Source organism: Desulfotomaculum sp. OF05-3, from assembly GCF_003435535.1.
In the GTDB taxonomy this organism is placed as follows: Bacteria; Bacillota; Clostridia; order Lachnospirales; family Lachnospiraceae; genus Pilosibacter; species Pilosibacter fragilis.
Genome location: NZ_QWGO01000004.1, coordinates 77,203 through 94,141 on the forward strand (window position 1 = coordinate 77,203; position 16,939 = coordinate 94,141).

The 16,939-nt window shown below is 42.0% G+C and carries 15 protein-coding genes; 14 read left to right on the forward strand and 1 reads right to left on the reverse strand.

Features of this window, described 5'->3' with window-relative positions; all coding sequences use genetic code 11:
• The first annotated feature begins 60 nt into the window (after window positions 1–60).
• From DXA87_RS03640 to DXA87_RS03665, 7 genes are all read left to right on the forward strand, one after another.
• On the forward strand, window positions 61–429 hold the full coding sequence (locus DXA87_RS03640) for a helix-turn-helix domain-containing protein (RefSeq protein ID WP_117503289.1): 369 nt from the start codon (window positions 61–63) through the stop codon (window positions 427–429).
• Between the two features lie 73 nt (window positions 430–502).
• Window positions 503–1,156: a zinc-finger-containing protein gene (locus DXA87_RS03645; RefSeq protein WP_117503290.1), complete on the forward strand. Its 654-nt coding sequence runs from the start codon at window positions 503–505 to the stop codon at window positions 1,154–1,156.
• Between the two features lie 34 nt (window positions 1,157–1,190).
• Complete coding sequence (locus DXA87_RS03650) at window positions 1,191–2,063, forward strand: hypothetical protein (protein ID WP_147326512.1); 873 nt, start codon at window positions 1,191–1,193, stop codon at window positions 2,061–2,063.
• A 24-nt stretch (window positions 2,064–2,087) separates the two neighbouring features.
• The gene (locus DXA87_RS03655) at window positions 2,088–2,312 is read left to right on the forward strand and encodes a hypothetical protein (protein ID WP_117503292.1); all 225 of its coding nucleotides are present in this window, start codon (window positions 2,088–2,090) and stop codon (window positions 2,310–2,312) included.
• 178 nt (window positions 2,313–2,490) lie between these two features.
• Window positions 2,491–2,688: a hypothetical protein gene (locus tag DXA87_RS17780; protein ID WP_147326513.1), complete on the forward strand. Its 198-nt coding sequence runs from the start codon at window positions 2,491–2,493 to the stop codon at window positions 2,686–2,688.
• A gap of 617 nt (window positions 2,689–3,305) precedes the next feature.
• Window positions 3,306–4,595, forward strand: a complete 1,290-nt coding sequence (locus DXA87_RS03660; protein ID WP_117503293.1) for a hypothetical protein — start codon at window positions 3,306–3,308, stop codon at window positions 4,593–4,595.
• A 45-nt stretch (window positions 4,596–4,640) separates the two neighbouring features.
• On the forward strand, window positions 4,641–4,934 hold the full coding sequence (locus tag DXA87_RS03665; protein WP_158553010.1) for an HNH endonuclease signature motif containing protein: 294 nt from the start codon (window positions 4,641–4,643) through the stop codon (window positions 4,932–4,934).
• A 594-nt stretch (window positions 4,935–5,528) separates the two neighbouring features.
• Here the strand turns inward: DXA87_RS03665 and DXA87_RS03670 are convergent.
• Entirely contained in the window at window positions 5,529–5,810 is a 282-nt protein-coding gene (locus tag DXA87_RS03670; protein WP_117503295.1) for a hypothetical protein, read from the reverse strand.
• A 199-nt stretch (window positions 5,811–6,009) separates the two neighbouring features.
• Between DXA87_RS03670 and DXA87_RS03675 the strand changes: the two genes are divergently transcribed.
• From DXA87_RS03675 to DXA87_RS18605, 7 genes are all read left to right on the forward strand, one after another.
• Window positions 6,010–6,510 (forward strand): Uma2 family endonuclease, encoded by a 501-nt coding sequence (locus DXA87_RS03675; protein WP_117503296.1) that lies wholly within the window; start codon window positions 6,010–6,012, stop codon window positions 6,508–6,510.
• A 15-nt stretch (window positions 6,511–6,525) separates the two neighbouring features.
• Window positions 6,526–6,861, forward strand: a complete 336-nt coding sequence (locus tag DXA87_RS03680; RefSeq protein ID WP_117503297.1) for a nucleotidyltransferase domain-containing protein — start codon at window positions 6,526–6,528, stop codon at window positions 6,859–6,861.
• On the forward strand, window positions 6,854–7,252 hold the full coding sequence (locus tag DXA87_RS03685; RefSeq protein WP_117503298.1) for a HEPN domain-containing protein: 399 nt from the start codon (window positions 6,854–6,856) through the stop codon (window positions 7,250–7,252). The genes DXA87_RS03680 and DXA87_RS03685 overlap by 8 nt, the downstream gene beginning before the upstream one ends.
• On the forward strand, window positions 7,249–7,773 hold the full coding sequence (locus DXA87_RS03690; RefSeq protein WP_117503299.1) for a Uma2 family endonuclease: 525 nt from the start codon (window positions 7,249–7,251) through the stop codon (window positions 7,771–7,773). Before DXA87_RS03685 ends, DXA87_RS03690 begins: the two co-directional genes overlap by 4 nt.
• A 361-nt stretch (window positions 7,774–8,134) precedes the next feature.
• On the forward strand, window positions 8,135–9,259 hold the full coding sequence (locus DXA87_RS03695; RefSeq protein ID WP_117503300.1) for a hypothetical protein: 1,125 nt from the start codon (window positions 8,135–8,137) through the stop codon (window positions 9,257–9,259).
• Window positions 9,260–9,437: 178 nt separating this feature from the next.
• Complete coding sequence (locus DXA87_RS03700) at window positions 9,438–12,434, forward strand: N-acetylmuramoyl-L-alanine amidase family protein (protein WP_117503301.1); 2,997 nt, start codon at window positions 9,438–9,440, stop codon at window positions 12,432–12,434.
• A 36-nt stretch (window positions 12,435–12,470) separates the two neighbouring features.
• Window positions 12,471–16,922: a hypothetical protein gene (locus tag DXA87_RS18605; protein ID WP_117503302.1), complete on the forward strand. Its 4,452-nt coding sequence runs from the start codon at window positions 12,471–12,473 to the stop codon at window positions 16,920–16,922.
• Window positions 16,923–16,939 lie beyond the last annotated feature (17 nt).

The following is a 16,939-nucleotide window of genomic DNA, read 5'->3' on the forward strand; positions in this document are numbered from 1 at the left end:
ATATAATAAAAATTGAAAGAGAGGTGCAGAACGCAGAGGGTTTATCATCTGCAAAAGAGCATGGTAAAATTTGATAAATTATGGAAAAAACTAGATGAAATGGGATTACAGAAACGAGATTTGTACCACGCCACGACACAAATCGCAGTGGCGAAAATGGCGAAAAATGAGCATGTAAGTTTGGGGACCATCGAAAATCTCTGCAAATTTCTGGAATGTACACCAAATGACATCATGGAAATCGATATGAGCGATATGACGTTTTCTTCAAAGAAAAAGGGATCCAGATTTAAAGACAAGGAAATCATTCCAGTCCGGATCATGAAAGAAAAAGGGTTACTGATCAAAGTGGATGGCGGAGGAAAGCCGGTAGAGAATAGTTCGGGGGAACTGAAAAAGCTCAAGAGCACATATCGGAAAATGAAATAGACGAAGCAGGTTTCGACAAGCAAGGAAGGAGCCGATCCTCAGAGGGCTGGGATGTACAATATAAAGTCCATATATGATATGGCAAAAAGAGAAGTGGAGGAAAAAGCGCAGCGTGAAAACAGGGCGTGAACAGGTACGAAAAAATAAAAGAAAAACATCCGTCAAGCCTGGGAAAAAACAGGCAGTGTATGATCTTCCTCAGAAATGCCCCTATTGTGGAGGAAAAATGCTGATCCATTATCCGGGACAGAAAAATGGGAAAACGGAGAAGGGAGATCATGCAAAGCAACAAATCAAGCCGGTTATGGTCTGTGAAAACAATACCTGCACCTGTTACTTAAATCTGAAGACTGATTGGAAAGGAAAGCTGTTGCCCGTTGGAATCCCGGCAGATGAAAATCTGCGGATTTTGCGAACAGAAGCCCATCACTATCTGAACTATTTTATGCAGGCTGCAGGTATGGATTATAAAGCAGCATATCAAACGGTTTCAGATATTACAGGACTTCCAGTCTCAATGTGCCATATATCCATGATGGATGAGGTACAGTGCCGGAGACTTACTGCTGAAATACTAAAGTATATTGTCCGTATGGGACAGATAAACCCACAAAAGCTGAGGAAAACGGGAAATCTGACCGCCTTTTACTCATATAAAGGGTATACTTTTTCAAATGCAGAGGCTCAAAATATGGTGAAGGAAATCAATGAGATTGCAAACGGATGACAGGCAGAAGAATACGAAGGGAGTGAGAGAAGGAATGAGCGAGCATAATACCGAAGAGCCGGAAATGATAGTTATCGACATAGAAGAAATCAAAAATAAGCTTCTGGAGGCTGGTCGGAGTCTGATTGAGGATGATGAGAATGAGAATTCATTCGTTGATGTTGAACGATTCCTGGATCCTTATGATGATGATATCGATAGCAGAACGGAGATACAGCGCGCAGAGGATGAGAGAAAGGACTTTGACAGCCGTTTCCCTAGATGCGAAGAACTGGTAAAGGTGTACAATAATAGAGTAGAAAGCCTGGAAAAGAAACAAAAACTTCAAGATCAAAAGCTTGTAAAATGGCTGGTTCCACTCACCGTTCTGATTATCTTTGGCTTTCAAATATACCTTGAAAAATATGGAACGGGGAACATGGAGAAAGATCTGGTCATTTCTTTTTTCTGGATTCCAGTAGTGGCAATTTTGGCACTTGTATTTGTGTTCTTGGGATCTGATAGTGAAAAAAAAGAACAAACGGATTATAAATGGCTGATGGAGAAGATATTTCCGATCATTTATGAAAAATATATTCGAAAGAAGCTTCCGAGCATAGAGTTCCAAAAAAATATTGCAAGCCTATTTCCGAACGGGAAAAAAGCGGATTATGGATTCGGGATTGAAAACCGTGTGATCGAACTGTATGAAATGGAGATTACAGCAATAGACCGGCTTTCTTCAAAAAAAGGAAAAGAATATTTGTCCTTTAAAGGAGTCTGCATTTACAATAAACTGAACGGAAAATATCAATTGATTTCCGGGATGTCGATCCTGCCTCCGTTTGCGAAGGGACAAATATTGGAAAGCTCTGATTTCTGGACATACTACATTATTACAGAGAATGCAAAAAGAAGGGTTTTGTAAAGCAAAAGCGGAGGACAAAAGAGAATGAGGCAGTTAGAAAAATTCAAAGAAACGCTTGCGGCATTGGATGATCCGATGGAAGCTGCATTATATATTGATAAGATGCGGGAAGCTGCCGGCTATTTTTGCAAAGAGCGTTATCCGGATGAGGTGATTCTGGAAAGTGACGGACAGTTTCAGGATATTTCGACATACGGAGTCAAACGATATCTCGAATCAGAGATCGATAAGTGGGAGGGAGTAGAATGAACTGGATTGCAGTTGTAGTTATTGCACTTATCATAATCAAAATCATACAAAATCAGCAATACAAAAATGGAAAATGATGTCTTAAGAAAACTGGAGTTTCAGAATCGCAATATGATTCCTTATATCGATGAGGATATCACTGTGAAGAGTCGCCAAAGTTTAGAAAGAGAGGAAATTTGTGAACAATAATACCGAGCGAGAATTCAAAGAAGGAACAAACAAAGAACGAAAAGACATGCGTTACTATCAAGAAAAATATTTTCGATTTGGAGTATATGTTTATGACTTATTTTTGGGATTGTGTGTATTAGCTCTTGTTGCAATTGCTACAATCTTAGTAATATTCTGGGGATTTTTTTTGGATTGTGTGTATTAGCTCTTGTTGTAATTGCTACAATCTTAGTAATATTCTGGGGAATTGCCGGTATGAGCAACTAACAGAATGCTTTCGCTATACTTCAGACAAAAAGTGTGCTGGCAGACAAATTAACGCAGTCTGAAGTCAATAACCCATGACTAAAGTCACGAGTATTAGAGCGCCAATTTTATAAAACAATTTTTCGAGCATAGAGTTCCAAAAAAATATTGCAAGCCTATTTCCGAACGGGAAAAAAGCGGATTATGGATTCGGGATTGAAAACCGTGTGATCGAACTGTATGAAATGGAGATTACAGCAATAGACCGGCTTTCTTCAAAAAAGGAAAAGAATATTTGTCTTTTAAAGGAGTCTGCATCTATAATAAACTGAACAGAAAATATCAATTGATTTCCGGGATGCCGATCCTGCCTCCGTTTGTGAAGGGACAAATATTGGAAAGCTCTGATTTCTGGACATACTACATTATTACAGAGAATGCAAAAAAAAGAGTTTTGTAAAGCCAAAGTGGGAGACAAAAGAGAATGAGGCAGTTAGAAAAATTCAAAGAAACGCTTGCGGCACTGGATGATCCAATGGAAGCTGCATTGTATATTGATAAGAGAGAGGGAGTAGAATGAACTGGATTGCAGTTGTGATTATTGCACTCATTATAATCAAAATCATACGAAATCAACAGTACAAAAAAATGGAAAAGGATGTCTTAAGAGAACTGGGATTCCAGAATCGCAATATGATTCCTTATATCGATGAGGATATCACGGTGAAGAGCCGTCAAAGTTTAGAGAAATATAATAGCATAAAATATTTCAAAGAGAATAAGGGTATGCTCGAAAAGGCAGAAAAAGTGATTCAGAGAAAAACCCAGGTAGCTGATACTTTCCGTCAATTTTTAAAGGGAAATGCATATGAATCACGTTCTCAGTATAAGCGCTTAAAAAAATACATCAATGAGATTTTAAAGAATGCGGATGCGTTTCGGATCCAAGTGACGTACATAACATCAGCGAATAATGTTCGTGGTTCAAAGGAAATTATCATACGGCAATACGATATTGACAAATTCCGAAACAATCCAGAATTACTCATGACAAAGACGGAATATAATAAGCATGTCAAGGAGCAACAGAAAGAAGCATTAGCCAATAAGCAGCATGACTATTATGAAATCGTAAACAGTATCATTGATTACGCGAACAAAAATAAGGACTCTTTGCTTATTGAGGGTAGCCAGGCAAAGGTGGATGATCTGATCAGCCAGTTGTTCGACCGCACGGTTAATAGCATCAAGAAAATCAAAACGACTGATAGCGATGAGTGGGATCTCATTAGAGTATTTACGCAGCGAATTAAACATGAGATAGAAGTGATTGTGGATAGAAATCAGCGAATCCTTGATTACTACGAGTCATCGGATTTTATGAAAATAAAGAAAACCTGTGAATCGCTCATGAATTCTCAAAAAGAATTTAACGACTACATCAAGGAAAAAGTGGAATCGATCTCCCGGCTCTTCGGTACCAGGGTAGTTCGCAACGAAACAGTCAGCGATGATGAGGTTCACTATATTCGTCCATATCGAAAATCAATCACCCCATTTACCGCAGAGGTTTCTGCAACCGTGTTTGCAAGTGCAGAGAATAATCCGTTGGATTATGTGGTAAAATACTTCTACCCAAATAAGAAGGATTATCCGGAGCAGATCAAAAAATTATATCAGCTTGTAGAAGAACTTGAAACTTTGCGAGATGCCAAACAGATCATTGAGAATTATAAGGCAGAGTATCAACAGTACCTCGATAATGTTCCTTCATATGTTATGGAAAATGATGAAGAAGGATTTTATTCCCGTCTCGGATTTGCAATTATTGATGAACATGTTCTTAACGTAGAATATAAATTTTAATATACCTCAAACGGCGGAATGGCGCAGAGATCATTCACGATACCGATGACAGAAGAAAATATCGCAGAGCTTATTAAAATACTGGAGAATAAACTTACTGCAAGCGCTTTTGCTAAAGAACAGAGAGTTCTGATGACAAAGAAATTACGGGAGCGCATAAAAGAACGTGATAACTTTACCTGCCGTACCTGCGGCAATTCTACTTATAAGGAGCCTAATCTGTTGCTTGAGATTGATCACATTATCCCTGTATCCAAAGGTGGAAAAACTGAAGAAAGTAACCTTCAGACCTTATGCTGGAAATGCAATCGAGCAAAGAGCGATAAAATCGTAGTATAACAATCAGAAAAAGGACGCTTGATTTCTCAAGCGTCCCAGTGTATAATCTACTTAGAAAGTGAATCGGATGTGAGTCCGATTTGCCCTCAGTAAAATGATTATCTAAAGAGTAAGCATCCTAAACTTTGGGCGGTTGGGGATGCTTATTTCTTTTTATCAAAGTGATTGTCTATGTAAGACAGAGCCGCAAAAATTACTAACAACAAAGTAAGAACTTCCATTGTGTTCATAGGGCATCACCCTCCTTCGTAAGACTAGAGGGCGTCTGATAATCGGAAAGTCACATCCTGCTTTCGTTTCGATGATACATACCCAGTATACCATAAATGGAACACTCGTTCAAATGATAATGAAATTTGGATGAAATTTGTGAAAAATTATCGCAAAGTATTGCAAAAAGGACGCTTGATTTCTCAAACGTCCCAGTGTATAATCTAATCAGAAAGTGAATCGGATGTGAGTCCGATTTGCCCTCGGTAAAGTTAAGCTAAAAGAGATAGCATCCTAAACTTTGGACGGTATGGGGATGCTATTTTCTTTTATCAAAATGATTGTCTAAGTAAGACAGAGCCGCAAAATCATAACATCAAATCATCAAAATAAGAAATAAAATGCTGAAAATGGAATTCCAATGAATATAAGATAGTCAATATATGTCCAAATAATATCATTTACATAGGACTTCAATTCAAATTTTTTATTGTGAGACATACATAAACAAATTATTGGAGTAATAAGTATTGCCATAATGGTAATTACAATAAACCACCTCAATTGTAACATCTTATAAGTAGAAGAAGAATTGATATAATTATTAACGTGTTCTAAAAAACTAGAATCTATATAAATTTGATTGCCTTGTTTTGTGATTTCCATAATAACCTCCCTATATAGTCAAGTCTTTTTTCCTTGAAAATCAAGGTTTCGTTTCGATTGATACATATCCAGTATACCACAAACAGAACACTTGTTCAACGAAAACAAGATTCGCAAAGGGATTTCCTTGTATTCTTGTTCCACTTCCAGTATAATATAGATAGAGATTCAGCAGCAGGACTAAGGGAGGCGCAGTATCATGAGTGCATTGCCGATAGAAGATATGAGTAGCGCATACATCGAGCATTCGATGGTGATAAATAACTTTGTGGTAGAAATCGGAAGCCAGATCAAAGACAGCCTATGCCGTGTATTTGGCAATGGTGTTCAGTACCAGTGGAACGAAAATAATAATAAAGTTGTGATTCCAGATGCATCCATTAACTGCAATATCAGAGATCGAAAAAACGTATCATTCACCGGAATCCCTCGCTTTGTGATGGAAGTCGTTTCTGATGCAACAGAAAAATATGACCGTGGAGAGAAAATGGACATCTACTGTAAAGTGGGTGTATCGGAATACTGGATCGTAGACTGGCGGAAGAAATCAGTTGAGATTTATATGTTTGACTTCAAGGAAGATGGAACACCATATCCATATCTGTTCAAAACGGTGACAGAGCAGAATAAGGACGAACTCAGCTTTGTCATGTTTCCGAATTTTGAAGCCAGCTATGACCGCTTATTTGATTTTGCATGATGGAGAGGTGATAGGATGCCAATGGTAGTGCATGATATTATTATTTCTTTTGCTAATGGAGTAAAAAAGATTCTTGGTGATGATTTGAAAAAGATAATTCTATATGGATCTTATGCTCGTGGAGATTATTCGGAAAACTCAGACATTGACATTATGGTCTTGACGACCTTGACAGACAGCGAAATCGAACGGGTGGAGTCGAAAATCTATGATCTTGCTTTTGACTTTCTGATGGATTACGGTGTGGACATCAGCGTAGTTATAAAGAATGAAAATCAGTTTAACTATTGGCTTGGAGCATTGCCGTTTTATGATAATGTCCAGAGGGAAGGAATGGTTTTGAATGGATAATCGACAGGAAGAATTAAGTCAATATAGAATACAGGAAGCAAAAGAGAGCTTAAAAGTTGCTGAACATTGTTTGAGAGAAGGGTGGTATAAAGACTCTATTAACCGTTCATATTATGCCGCGTTTTATGCGATAAAGGCAGTATTGGCATTAGGAACGATAGATTTTAAACGCCATAAAGATGTTGTCGCATATTTCAACAAAGAGTATGTGGCAAGGAATGTATTTCCGAGAGAACTTGGTCGCAGATTAGGCATGTTAAAACAATTAAGAGAAAAAAGTGACTACGATGATTTCTATATTGCATCCAAAGAACAAGCGGATGAGCAATACCATACAGCGGAATATGTAATTGCTAATGTTGATAAGTATCTTTCCGCTGAAGGAAAATAACCGTGATAAAGAAAACTTACACGATTCAAGATATTTATGCGTTTCCAGACGGTCAGAGAGCGGAGTTGATTGATGGAAACATCTATATGATGGCACCGCCGACCACAAGACATCAGTTACTTGCATTTTCACTTGCCCGTAAGATTGCAGACTACATTGATAAGAATAAGGGGAAATGCCAGGTCTTACTTGCACCGTTCGCAGTCTTTCTAAACGAAGAAAAGAACTATGTCGAGCCGGATATTTCTGTAATCTGTGACCCAGACAAGATAGATGATGATGGATGTCACGGCGCACCAGACTGGATTATTGAAATTGTTTCGCCGGAATCTCGCCGCATGGACTACATGATTAAGCTGTTTAAATATCGTTCTGCAGGTGTGAGAGAGTATTGGATTGTAGATCCAGAAAAGAACCGTATAATCGTATACAACTTCATCAATGATACGATGATGGAATATTCATTTGGTGAACCGGTAAAAGCCGGAATATACGATGATCTAGTAATTGCAGTGGAATAAATTTATGTATAATTTTGTTATTATATGAGGGGGCTTATGCCAACAATCAAATCCAGTGCTGATTTAACATGGCTCGCCAATTCATCCCGCAACCTCTATAGGCGGCGGGATGAATTGGCTTTTGCTCTAGCTCAACAGATTAGATAAGTTCTGTGCTGGGAGAAGAACAGAAATAAATATATATATGTAAATAGTGATATTATAAATAATAATATTTTTACCTCGCATCTATGGACAAAAATTTCCGGCTATGTTATAATTTGCTTACCAACAATAAATTATGTTTATGTGACTTCCATTTTTTCGGAAAATGATAAGTTAGGATTTGCGACCTTAAATTATCATTTGAGGAGAAAATAGTATGAAGAATAAAAAACATAAGTTTATGCGTGTAGTGTCCCTTGCGCTCGCTGCAAGTCTTTCCTTCTCTACGATGACTGCATTTGCAGACTGGAAGCAGGAGGGAAACACCTGGAAGTATCAGAATAGTGATGGCAAATATGCGACTTCGACATGGCAGTGGATCAATGGCAAAAGTTACTGTTTTGATTCCAATGGAAATATGTATGCCAATACCACAACTCCGGACGGGTATACAGTAAACGCGGATGGCGCATGGACTGTAAACGGTGTTGTACAGATCAAGAATGAAACATCGAAGAAAGCTTATTCTGATAATGATCAGTATCCGCTGGCACATTTGAAAGACTGGTTTGTATTAAATAGTAGGGGTAGACTGGTCTCAAAGTGGTCTATGGAATATATGTACGAGCAGCATCCAGAACTGAGCGGAAAATGGAATGACAAATATGACTATAATGGATATGCTGATTATATAAGGGGTAAAGCAGCAGAATATCGAGATGTATTTATTGCTGATAAAGGTGAGATTACAGGAGAGCCGTTTTACGCTGTGGCAAGATTAGCAGGAGTTACAATGCCAGGATATGAGGCAGCAGAAAGCTCCGCTGAAACATTAGCGATTGAAAAGGAAATTAGAGACTTTTTAAATAGCTTTGACTGGAAAAATGCGTCTGATTATGAAAAAGCTGTACATGTCGCAAGGCGGGTAAATAAGGCTGAATATGATAACACAACAAGTTCGTGTAATCTTGCATATGGATGTCTGGTTGAAGGAAAAGCATTATGTGATGGATTTGTAAATGCTGCTAATTTATTAGCATGGTGTATCGATTTACCGTCAACACCCATTGTGTCAATGTCTGCAAACCATACATATATGGCGTATTGTATCAATGGCGTGTGGGTTAGTCATGAAGCGACGTCACACGATGAAAGCTTTAAAATTATTGATCCGAAGAGTACCGTTCAGCATATTGGTCGGTTTGTACAGTATGGATCTTTGGCAGATTATTGCGATCGCACCGGATACACGGTCCCGAGCAACGATGTGATTTTATCAAAACTTGCAGGACACGCAAGAGTCATCGATAACTTGGGACGGATCACAGTAGATTTTAATTAGTAAAAAATGCAGTTGTTCAAATGAGCAGCTGCATTTTTTTGTCCCAAAATGCCAATAATCGCATAAAAACTATGCAAATATTGACATTTTCTAACGCGTGAAGTAGAATAAAAAAAGGCGAAGGATCGTCAAAAATAGTCGGTTTTTAGCCGAAAAAAAGGGAAGGAGAAGGGATAGTATGAAGCTGAAAAAAGGGGCTGCCAGAGCACTGGTTACAGCCTTGACTCTCAGCGTCATCAGTCCGCAATCCGCAGTCGCTGCGACCTGGTATAAAGATCCGGCGACAGGCTATTGGTATCACCAGAACGATGCTGGAAACAACACGACAGGCTGGCTTCATGATACGGATGGCAAATGGTACTACTTATCACAGACCGGGAAGATGCTTTCCAACGAATGGCATCAGGATCCGGACGGCAAATGGTATTTCTTTAATGCTTCTGGCGTACTGGTTGCCAATACCTGGCACCAGGATCCGGACGGCAGATGGTATTACCTGGGTTCGTCCGGTGCCATGCTCACAAATGCATGGCATAAGAATCCAGATGGCAGATGGTACTATCTCACAGGGAATGGTGCGATGCTTGCAAATGCATGGCATCAGGATCCGGATGGAAGATGGTTCTATGTAGATGGAACAGGAAGTATGCTTACCGGCGCAGGAACAATCACTCCGGACGGGTATACGCTAAAGGAAGATGGAAGCTGGGATACTTCAATCCCGAAAAAATCATCAATATCGACAACCCGTTCAAGCCGCAGTAGTAGCGGTGGAGGTGGTGGCGGAGGAGGAAGCTCTTCTGGAGGCGGTTCAAGCTCCGGAGGATCTGGTAGCTCTTCTGGGGGATCCGGCACAACAACGAATCCTTCGACTCCGGACCAGAAACCGGATAGTAAGCCAACTACACCAGATGATAAGAAAGACAACAGCGGAAACAGCGGAACAACAGAAAAACCGGATATGCCGGATCAGCCGTCAGATGCAAAGACCTATCTTACCTATAAGATCCAGTACGTGGATGTAGATAAGAAAATTGTTCTTTCCGAGACAACGGGAAATGCATTGGCAGGAGATACGGTTGAGATCGAACATGTTGTAATCGAAGGATATACCCTCTGCGAAAACCAGCCAGACAAGATGACGGTGAATACAGAGAACCAGATGATTACAATCTATTACTCAGCCATTCCGGTTGCTTCGCCTAGCGATGCAAAGGAAGTAAGCTGGGAGATCCGGTTTGTTGATGCTGAGACACATGCAAAAGAGCTGGCACCACGCAGAAACGGAAAAATCGTGGAGGGTGGAACCCTGAATGTCAATTTCATGGAACGTATCGTTGATGGAAAAGATATTTGGGAGTCGGTAGAAAAACCAGTTCTGACAATCGATGTATATGGTCCTGGACCAAAGATCTATTACATTGAGTATGAAAAGACTGGGGAGTTAGAAGAACCGGAAGATCCGGAGAAAGAAGCAAAGGATAAACTCGATTCCTGGTATCAGAAAGCCAAAGAATACGAGGCTGCCTTTACAGGTGAGAAGGAGGAAAATATTCCGAATTTCCGCTTCGATGTGGCTGACCAGGGAGAGAATGATACAAGACTTGTTTCTGCGATCGCGAGCATTGATGATACGGAAGAGCACACGATTTACTTGATCGGTAAAAATTTCAAACCGAATGGTACTGCAATCCCGAATCATTATGACGGGGTCCTTTACAGTAATCTTGAAGAAGATACCGTCACCTATAATGGAGATACCTATTATCTTGCAAGATTTTCCATTACACGCAGTTATGTCACAGAAAACTGTGAGCATAGATGGGTACTTGATAAGGATCATCCGGGCGGATGTCTATCCAGAGGCAGACAGGAGTGGATCTGCGACAAGTGCGGAGAAACCATGGAGACTTATACTGCTGCCCTTGGACACATTGATGAGGATGGAGATTCCGTCTGCGATCGATGCGGAGTAAGAGCATTCGACCAGAAAGTAGGAGACACATTAAAGACCACCATCACGCTGAATGATGGAACAACAAAGGAATTAACCTACACCTGCATTGACGAGGATTACCAGGGCGGAATGCTTTACATTTCCAATGAGTCCTTAAGCGTATCCGAGTTTGGCGGATATGGATCGTTTAATTATAACGATTCCAATGTGCAGGATTACTTCCAGTTTGGATTTGCAAATGCAAGTGCATTTAGTACGGATGTTCTTCTTCCGATTGAAAGGACAGACGGAATGACACAGGACTTTGCAATGCTCTTAACCGAGGATGAAGCAATGCAGTATGCAAGCGTCATCCCCAAAACAGGAGCTTATCTGGTAAGAGTTCCAGGAGAAAGCAAAGTCATGGGAGTAGCAAGTGATGGCAGCATCAATGAAGTAACAAATCCAGATGCAGATGTGTATGGAGTGCGTCCGGCAATCATTCTTGCAAAACCAGATACGAATGTACCGAGCAGTGTTCATTGGAACATCGGAGACATGCAAGCCCGCGAGATCGATGGCGTGACCTATATGTTCAAGTGCATCGACCAGAACTATGTAGACAGAACCCAGAACCACAGGAAAGCAGCACTGTTCCTTTGTGACAGCATTATCGCCTCCAACACTGGTTCCCATTATGATTATGAGAAACAGCCGGATGGTTCTTATGATTATGTTTACAAACCTGGTCCGATCACAAACTTTGGTGACAACAACGATTATAAATATTCCAAGATCCATAAGTGGCTGAGCGAAAACACAAACACGTATAACATGGAGCCGATCAGCATTGGTGTTGATTATGCGTACATGGGTGCAACCGAAAAACTTCGGTATGAGGATCTGGATGATAACTCAGTGAAAGCCTCCTATATCGGAAGCCAGAAACTGACAAGCTACATATTCTCCTTATCCGTGGATGAAGCCTTAAAGTATAAGCAATATCTTTGGGACTTTGGTGATGATCAGTATGGAGCAAACACAAAAGCATACTGGTTACGGACTCCGATGGGAGTAGCGGGAGCATATAAGGAAACCAATCAGGTATATGTAGTAGATATCGTGAATGGAAATATCCATCCACAAACCATTAAGCCTGTAACGGCATCAGACGATGATGAAGTCTTGGAAACCAGTACCGTTGGTGTGAGACCTGCGTACTGTATGCCGCAAATGTAATATATAAACAGGAATGAATCTTTAGGGAGGTATAAGATGAGAAAAGCACCGCTCAGTCGAAACCGGCTGAAAAAGATGAAGCGTCATCTCGTATCTGCTCTGGCTGTAGCTATGGTAGCGCAGAACCTTCTGGTATCTACGGCAGCGATCGCAGAGACACCGGAAACAAATGCGAAAGTAGAAAGCAGCACAGGAAATGCAGAAAATGCTGAAGGAGAGAACACCCAGAATGTCGAAAAGACAGAAGAGGGGAAGGAAACTCCGATCGCAGAAGCTGCCAAAGAAGCAGATACAGAGAAAAAGGCTGTTGTGATTAAAGAAAAGGCAACGGCAAGCAATCCGGCTCCAGCAGAGACAGAAAACAAAGACACGAAGCCAGGCACAAATGCTGCCGTGACTGAAGATATCTTTGATTCCATGCCGGAAATCGGAACCGATGAATTCACGACATGGTTCTTTGCACACAAGGACAATGCAGATCTTTGGAACTGGGTTATGAAGTTTGTTGAGGCAGATGATGAAAACCCGGATGAAGAAGCTGCAGCATTCCTTTCCTGGTTCTCCGAGCATGAGGAAGCAGTCCTTAAGGCATATGAGGAAACAGATCCATATGGAGTTGCATTATTAAGCAATTCTACCGGAGACCTCTGGACGAACTGGAATGGAAATACTACATGGAGCGGAGACGGTACCGAGTCTGCACCGTATGAGATTTCCAGCCTTGCAGACCTTATGGGGCTTTCCGAAATGGTCGCTGCGGGAAACAGCTTTGATGGAAAATATTTCCGTCTGACGCAGTCCATTGATCTCGGAAACATCAATATCAACAACGGCAACTGGAACCCGATCGGATGGTACCAGAACAAATCCGATTTATCCAGCGCAGTAAAGAACAAGTTCAAAGGTAACTTTGATGGCGAGGGAAATACAATCTCCGGATTAAAGGTCAATGAATCATCCAACCACTTAAGCAACATTGGACTTTTCGGCGCTGTCGAGGGTGGATCCATCAAAAACCTCAACATTGAGGCTGGAGATGGAATCAATGGTACGGATGCAGTTGGTGTTCTTGCCGGAAGCGTTGAGGGCGATACCTATATCTATAACGTAACGGTAGATGGCGCAACCTTATCCGGTTCTGGTGATGTCGGCGGATTAGTCGGAAAAATTGTTGGAAAATCCAGCAGCTATAAAGGAACCGTCACGATCGAGAACTGTAAAGCAGATGGTGTTCGGATTCAGTCCACAAGAAAGAACGCATACGCAGGCGGTATCGCCGGAAATGCACAGAACGTCAACTTTGTCGATGTGGAAGTCCATACTTACGATGGTAATGCAGACAGAATCCAGGGACAGGGCTACGTTGGCGGTGTTGCCGGAAGACTGAACAAAGGAAGCATCTACAACTCCTATGTGGATGGAACCATCGGAGGAAACGGATCTGTTGCAATCGGTGGTATCGTTGGTGAGTATGATGGCGGAAACATCATCCTTGCAAGATTCAATGGCGAGATTGCAAGATCCAACAACGGCACCCTTGCACATGAAGGAACCTTCATCGGAACCAGACCAAACAGCACAAGCTTAAGCTACGGAATCGGAAAGAATAATACGATTTCCTATCTGTTTGCGAAGGACGCTTCTGCTGCCAAGAAGGTATGCGGTTCCAACATTGATTCTGATAATGCATTCACAACGGACGCACATATCGGATACTTCACAAACAATGAGCGCAATTATCATCTTGTAGCCGGATCTGTTGATAAAGAGATCACAGACAAATATTTCTACGAGGAACTGGAAGATGCAGTCAAGAATATCGTAACCGTAAAAGTCGGTAACGAATTCGCTTCCGGAAAATATGCAGATGGATGTGACTTCTCCATCGATCACTTTGCTCCGAATGGACAGGGCGCACCGATCAGAGGATATCTGGTATCGATTCCTAGAATTGACACCATGAATGCAAACGGAACCTATGATACAGACGTGGCTACGCTGACTGCAATCGGACAGACCACAAACTCTTATTATCGTACCATCGATAAAGACAATCCTTCGGCAGTCGCAGCGGGCGATACCATCACTGTAGCGACAGCACCGAAGAATAAAGATGGCAATCGTTATCAGATGGTAGCGGACGAGAATGAAGCAGGAAAGGTAAAACCGCCGACCTATACGGACGAAGATGGTGATCCTGTAAAGATGGCATATGTCAACGGTGGAGCCTATACCTTTGATATGCCGGAATGCGATACGGAATTGAATGTCGAGTACATCAAAGTTACGACAGCCCTTGCCATGACTCCAACCGAGACCACGCTCAAGGTGAAGCAGACAAGAAGCGGCGATCGTAAGAACCCGCAGATCGTGACAGAAGTTCTCGATGAGAACAATCGCCAGATCGCAAAGTATATCGGGGACCAGGTAGCGGTATCTCCGACTCCGATCACAATCCATGCCGAGCATAACGGCGAGGGCAGTGCCAATGATAAGACTGTGAAGTGGTCTGTTGATAACAATGATCTCTTAACGCTTACCAATGTGGACACCACAACCTACACGGATAAGGACGCATACATCATGCCGAATCTGTCTTCCAACTTCATCCAGTCCACGCTCAACCGTCTCGTACAGGCGCAGGTTGACAGTGGATATGCAGAAGCAATCGACAACACGGTTTACAGCGATGTTGCAGTCGTAACCGCAACGACCAATCCGAACACCAGTGTCAATAACATTCCGGTCGTTGGAAATACCCGTGTGAACGTGGAGTTCCAGATCGATGATCAGACCACCAGAAGAGTTGAAGGATTAAGCTTAAACTACAGCGATGTTGTTTATACCGTTACCAGAACACTCACTGGAGACAGAACCAATCCGACTGAGACTTACACCTGCACTCAGCCGACCGTTCTTGCAGCGACTTTAAATCCGGTACAGCCGTTCTGGAAGAACGTAAGCTGGAAAGACGAGGGAAGCGGCTCCATCATCACCTTAACACCGAATGGAACCAACAATGAAAACTGTTCCATCGGAATTCGTTATGATGAAAACGGCACAGCGAATCCGGCGTGGATCCAGAATGTCATCAATGCAGACAATCAGAAACATGCAGATGATCCGTATGCATTAAGAAACGGAAAAGCAACGAATACCGAAGTTGTCACTGCAACTTCCGAGGACCAGACTCACGGCGTTGTGAATGCGAAGTGCAATGTCACCATCAACTTTGTAACAGTTGATCAGACTGTTGTTCAGCCGGAATCCGTAAGGATGTCCAAGGAGAGCGTGAACTACAACCTTTCCATCACAAAGAAGGGTGATATCAACTCCGAGAATGCATCCTACGATGGCTTTACAGCAACAGATCTTGACTGCACCGTCCTTCCGGATCTTGCAAACGATGACGATCATAAGCCATACGATCGTTCCGTTACATGGTCCGTATCCGATCCGGACGTTCTTACCATCGATCAGACTGGAAAGATCACTCCGAATCCGAACGCAGAATGGATTAAGGCAGCACAAAAGGTAGCTCCATACAGTGCAACAAAGACCGTATCTGTTTATGCGACTACAAAAGATGGCGGCAAGGTCGGTGAGACAAAGGTAACCTTAAATTACACAACGAAGTGTGTAAATCTCGATAAGGACACCTATACATACAACCTCACCTTAAAGAAGACCGGACGCACCAGTTCTCCGACTCTTACCTGGGAAGGACAGGATGCGGTGAAGTTAAATGCATCCACCTATCCGGACAAGCAGAACATCTCCTTTGCAACCAGCAATAAGGACATCATTACAGTCGCAGAAGACGGCACGATCGCACCGGTTCTTGATGCAACCAAGACCTGGATGCAGCCGGCAATGAAGAATCCGTATACCGCAACAGCGACAGTCAATGTCAGCGTGACAGACGGCAAAAGCACGGATGTTTGTGTTGTTACCGTAAACCTTAAAGTTATCGACAACACCTACTCAGGAAGCAGCAGTAGCAGCGGTGGAGGCGGCGGTGGCGGCGGCGGAAGCAGCCACTCCTACACAAAGAAAGTTACAAGTGTAGTCAGCGGTGCTCCGGCTGGATCCGTAACGGGAACGTGGACCAAAGCTGAAAACGGAAAGTGGTTATTTGCAAGCGTGTCCAAGCAGTATATCAATGAATGGGCTTACATCTACAATCCGTATGCAGCAAACGGTCAGCCGAATGTTTCCTGGTTCCGCTTCGATGGCAAGGGATATATGGTAACTGGATGGTTCAATGATAACGGAACGTGGTACTACCTGAACCCGTCAAGCGATGGAACTCAGGGCAGAATGCTGACTGGATGGGTTTTGGTCAACCATAAATATTACTACTTATCACAGACCTCATCCACAAAACAGCCGGTAGGATCTCTTCTTACGAGCACCACAACACCGGATGGGTATACCGTAAATGCAAACGGTGAGTGGACCGTAAACGGAGTTGTACAGTACCGTTAGGAATCAAATAAGAGTGG

Coding starts and splice junctions, on each gene's coding strand:
- DXA87_RS03640 (WP_117503289.1), top strand. CDS start 61: ATGGTAAAATTTGATAAATTATGGAAAAAACTAGATGAAATGGGATTA.
- DXA87_RS03645 (WP_117503290.1), top strand. CDS start 503: ATGATATGGCAAAAAGAGAAGTGGAGGAAAAAGCGCAGCGTGAAAACA.
- DXA87_RS03650 (WP_147326512.1), top strand. CDS start 1,191: ATGAGCGAGCATAATACCGAAGAGCCGGAAATGATAGTTATCGACATA.
- DXA87_RS03655 (WP_117503292.1), top strand. CDS start 2,088: ATGAGGCAGTTAGAAAAATTCAAAGAAACGCTTGCGGCATTGGATGAT.
- DXA87_RS03660 (WP_117503293.1), top strand. CDS start 3,306: ATGAACTGGATTGCAGTTGTGATTATTGCACTCATTATAATCAAAATC.
- DXA87_RS03665 (WP_158553010.1), top strand. CDS start 4,641: ATGACAGAAGAAAATATCGCAGAGCTTATTAAAATACTGGAGAATAAA.
- DXA87_RS03670 (WP_117503295.1), bottom strand. CDS start 5,810: ATGGAAATCACAAAACAAGGCAATCAAATTTATATAGATTCTAGTTTT.
- DXA87_RS03675 (WP_117503296.1), top strand. CDS start 6,010: ATGAGTGCATTGCCGATAGAAGATATGAGTAGCGCATACATCGAGCAT.
- DXA87_RS03680 (WP_117503297.1), top strand. CDS start 6,526: ATGCCAATGGTAGTGCATGATATTATTATTTCTTTTGCTAATGGAGTA.
- DXA87_RS03685 (WP_117503298.1), top strand. CDS start 6,854: ATGGATAATCGACAGGAAGAATTAAGTCAATATAGAATACAGGAAGCA.
- DXA87_RS03695 (WP_117503300.1), top strand. CDS start 8,135: ATGAAGAATAAAAAACATAAGTTTATGCGTGTAGTGTCCCTTGCGCTC.
- DXA87_RS03700 (WP_117503301.1), top strand. CDS start 9,438: ATGAAGCTGAAAAAAGGGGCTGCCAGAGCACTGGTTACAGCCTTGACT.
- DXA87_RS18605 (WP_117503302.1), top strand. CDS start 12,471: ATGAGAAAAGCACCGCTCAGTCGAAACCGGCTGAAAAAGATGAAGCGT.